5 protein-coding genes are annotated in these 3,737 nt (G+C 72.2%); all 5 read left to right on the top strand.

Translation table 11 applies throughout. The features are described from left to right. Nucleotides 1-203 precede the first annotated feature (203 nt). Complete coding sequence (locus Q0C41_RS30550; RefSeq protein ID WP_291990679.1) at nucleotides 204-716, top strand: ImmA/IrrE family metallo-endopeptidase; 513 nt, start codon at nucleotides 204-206, stop codon at nucleotides 714-716. 10 nt (nucleotides 717-726) lie between these two features. Further along, nucleotides 727-1,203, top strand: coding sequence for a hypothetical protein (locus tag Q0C41_RS30545; RefSeq protein WP_291990677.1), 477 nt, complete (start codon nucleotides 727-729; stop codon nucleotides 1,201-1,203). Between the two features lie 307 nt (nucleotides 1,204-1,510). Further along, nucleotides 1,511-2,353 carry a hypothetical protein gene (locus Q0C41_RS30540; RefSeq protein ID WP_291990675.1) on the top strand — a complete coding sequence of 281 codons (843 nt, stop codon included), beginning with the start codon at nucleotides 1,511-1,513 and terminating at the stop codon, nucleotides 2,351-2,353. 82 nt (nucleotides 2,354-2,435) lie between these two features. Beyond that, complete coding sequence (locus Q0C41_RS30535) at nucleotides 2,436-2,807, top strand: hypothetical protein (RefSeq protein WP_291990674.1); 372 nt, start codon at nucleotides 2,436-2,438, stop codon at nucleotides 2,805-2,807. Nucleotides 2,808-2,810: 3 nt separating this feature from the next. Beyond that, nucleotides 2,811-3,737 (top strand): baseplate J/gp47 family protein (locus Q0C41_RS30530; RefSeq protein WP_291990671.1); only part of this gene is annotated, 927 nt, incomplete at its 3' end.

The following is a 3,737-nucleotide window of genomic DNA, read 5'->3' as shown; positions in this document are numbered from 1 at the left end:
GGCCGCCACCGCGTCGTCGCCCGCGTCGGTGGGCGGCGGGGCAGGGTCGCTCGAGCATGCGGCGAGGGTAAGGGCGACGAGGAGGGCGAAGCGCATGGGCGCAGGGTACGAGACTGCGGGGCGGGGTGTCACGCGCGGCGGAGCTCCTGAGAGCCCGATGGGAATTGACCCACTTACCTGCCCCTGCGACACTTCGCTAAGTGATGGTGCCGCTGTGGAAAACCTTCAGGGATACCGGCGACGTCACGCCGGACGCCATCCTGGAGTACTTTGGAGTGCGGCTCCCCCCCGTGCCCGTGGAGGGCATCATCGAGGAGATTGGCGTGAAGGTCTACTCCGTCCCGAACCCGGGCTGGTCGGGCGCCGTCGACTCCAACGGGTCTCACGCGGTGATCTGGGTCGACGTCAAGGACAGCCCCGAGCGTCGGCGCTTCACGATGGCTCATGAGCTCGGGCACCTGCTTCTTCATCCGCCGGGCCGCGCCTACCGTGACAGTCTCTTCGACGGTAGCCCGATCGAGCTAGAGGCCAACGCCTTCGCTGCGGACCTGCTGATGCCGATGTGGATGCTTCAACTGCATTTTGACCGCGTCATCAGAGGCGATGCCCATGTTTTGGCTGAAGTTTCTGAGCGGTTTAATGTCTCTACCGCGGCGATGGCGCGACGGGTTCGCGAGGCGATCGGACTCGATGTCTCGACGTACCCGATCTTCTAGGGCCGCCCGCGTGGACAAGGCACCGCTCCCGCAGTCTGAGCCTGAGCAGCCGGCTCCCGAAAAGCGTCCCACGCCGACAGTGGTGGCGCAGGCGCCCCTCTCCGAGGAGGAGGTCAGTGTTCTTCGTCGGAGAGCTTGGGCCGGGGTTAGCCTCGGCCTGCTCGGAATCATGGCCGTGGAGGAGGTTGCGCGACGATCTCTCCACCACCTTCACCAGCCGGTGGGAGACATCCGCTCCCGCGACGTTGCCATCGTCCACATCGCCCAGCTGATTGCCCAGGCGCTCGTGGCCATGGCCGTCGTGTTTTTCGCCTACCAGCTCCTCCGCGCGGCCGAGCGACTGCTCCTGCCGTACTGGCTTCTGAAGCGCGATCACGTCGACCTCCTGAAGATGATGTTGGGGGTGGAGACCCCCGTCGACGGCGCTACCAAGCTTGTGGAAGAGGTGCGACGCACGGTCGAGGCCTCGAAGAGCGACGAGAAATAGCCCCCACCGCTCGCACCCCCGTCTCCGCCCCTCGGCCCCGCCTCCACCGACACCCCCATGCACATCACCACCGCACGCCCCACGCGCGCCGGCGCCGCCGGTGACGTCGCCCGCCGCCTTGCGCTCTGGGTAGGCCCTGCCGCCCCGGCGGCACTGTGCCATCCTCGCGTGCCACAAGTGGGTGCCCCTCTTCTCGCCCCCGACGCACGCTCGTCTCTCCCCTGCGGCGCACCACCCCGGTGCGTCGCCCCCAAAAGGCAGACCCCGCGGCGCGCAAACGCCCGGGGCCCTGGCCATCGGAGAGACGATGACGAACGAGAAGATGCACGCCCCGGCCGACACCTGCAACCCCATCGTCGAGCGCCACGCCGACGGTACCGCGCTCGTGCGCGTGGACGGCGCCGAGCTGGCATTCACCGGCACGAGCGACACCCCGCGCGTCCGCGACCTCGATCTCGCGGGGTGGTTCGGGTACGAGCGGCCCAGGAAGATCCGCGAGCTCATCAAGCGCATGGAGCGCGAGGGCAAGCTGCGGGGCATCGACTGGCGCCCCACGGTGGGGCGGCAGTCCACCGGCAACGGGGCCTCGCGGGAGTACAAGGTCACCGTGGCGTGGCTCACGCGCGAGCAGTCGCTCCTGGTGGCCACCCAGGCTGAGGGCGACCGCGCCTGGGCGCTCACCGAGGCGATGGCGCGGGTCTTCGAGGCCGTGCTCGACCGCCGCCCGCCGCCCCCTGCGCCCGCCGACCCCACCATGGCCCTCGCCGTGGCGCAGGCCCTCGCGCTTGTGCCTGGCCTCGTCGAACGGGTGCAGTCCCTCTCGGCGGAGGTGTCCACCTTGCGCGCCGAGGTGTCCACCGGGGTGGTGGGGGAGGCCGTCGCGCAGACCGAGATCATCCGCCCCCTCGGCCAGATCGCCGCGCTCGCGGCCACGACCACGAAGGGCCCCCGCTCGGTGCGTCGCCGGTACGAGAACCGCCTCCGCGCGCTCCTGGGCCACGCGGGCCCGGGGAGCCGCTGGTCGATGCTCCCGCGCCGCCACCTCGACGTGGCCCAGCGCCAGGTGGCGATGTGGCTCGACGAGGCCATCGACCAGCGCGCCGAGCGCAACCGCGTTCGCCAGGGGCAGCTCTTCCTCGGCCCCAACTGACCGCCCCGACAGCGGTGGCGTGCCATCCTCGTGTGCCACCACCGGGTAGCCCCACACGCATCCGCGCGCGCACGTTCCGGGTGTGCGCACCCTGGCCCTCGACCCGCAGACCGGCGACCTCGCCCTGACGGCGTGGCGCCTCACCCTCGTCGAGGGCACCGAGGCCATCGTGCAGCGGCTCCGCGGACGCCTGCGGCTGTGGCAGGGGGAGTGGTTCGCCGACGCGGGCGTGGGCGTGCCGTACGGCGCGTTCCTCGACCAGACGGGCGCCGCGGCGCTGGCGCTCGCTGAGACCTCGGCGCGCCAGGCCATCGCCACCTGTCCGGGCGTCGCCGCGGTGGAGGCCTTCGCCTTCGCGCTCGAGCGCGCCACCCGTGCCGCCACGGTCACCTTCCGCGTCCGCACGACCACCGGCGAGGTGATCGAGGACAGCGGCTTCCGACTGGAGGGTTGAGCGATGGCGGGCGTCACCACGGCGGGCTTCGTCACCAAGACCTACGCCGAGATCCTCGCGAGCATCGAGGCGGCGCAGAAGGGCCTCCTCGGCAACGACCTCGACGTGTCGCCCGAGCAGCCCCTGGGGCAGCTCAACGGCATCGTGGCCGCGGCGCTGCGCGAGCTGTGGGAGCTCGGGGCGGCGGTGTACGCCGCGCGCGACCCCAACGGCGCGACCGACCAGAGCCTGACGCTCCTGTCGGCCATCACCGGCACCACGCGCCGCGCGGCGCAGCCGGGCACGGTTCGACTGGTGGTGACCCTCGCCGCGGGCGCCACGCTCGCCGCAGGGGCCGTCGCGTCGACCTCCGACCCCACCAACCGCTGGGTCACCGTCGAGAGCGTCACCAACGGGAGCACCGCCGAGGCCTCGGTGGAGGTGCTCGCGCAGCAGGAGACGGCCGGGCCGGTGCCCGCGGCGTCGACGACCATCAGCACCATCGCGACGCCCGCTTCGGGCTGGGTGTCGGTGACCAACCTCGCCGCGGCGGTACCCGGCGCCGACGCCGAGACCGACCCTGGGCTGCGACGTCGGCGCGAGGACGACCTCCAGGGCGCGGCGAGCTCGGCGCTCGACGCCATCGCCGCGGCGCTGCGCGCGGTGCCCCTCGTGACCGACGTGGTGGTCTGGCACAACACCACCAGCGCGCCCGACGCCGACGGCCGCGACGCGCACTCCGTCGAAGCCCTCGTCACGGGCGGCGCCGACGCCGCGGTGGCCCTGGCCCTGTGGAACGCCGTCGCCGCGGGCATCGCCACCTACGCCCCCGACGCGGTGGCCGTGGCGGAGAACATCCTCGACACCTCCGGCACGCTGCGCACGGTGCGCTTCGGCCGCCCCGCGGCGGTCAACGTGTACGTGGCCCTGACGGTGCGCGTCGACCCCGCG

Origin of the sequence: Luteitalea sp. (assembly GCF_022842525.1) — a bacterium.
Classification (GTDB): domain Bacteria; phylum Acidobacteriota; class Vicinamibacteria; order Vicinamibacterales; family Vicinamibacteraceae; genus Luteitalea.
The sequence above is the reverse complement of the archived record's forward strand: the minus strand, read 5'-3'. Positions and strand labels throughout refer to the sequence as shown.

Coding starts and splice junctions, on each gene's coding strand:
- Q0C41_RS30540 (WP_291990675.1), top strand. CDS start 1,511: ATGACGAACGAGAAGATGCACGCCCCGGCCGACACCTGCAACCCCATC.
- Q0C41_RS30550 (WP_291990679.1), top strand. CDS start 204: ATGGTGCCGCTGTGGAAAACCTTCAGGGATACCGGCGACGTCACGCCG.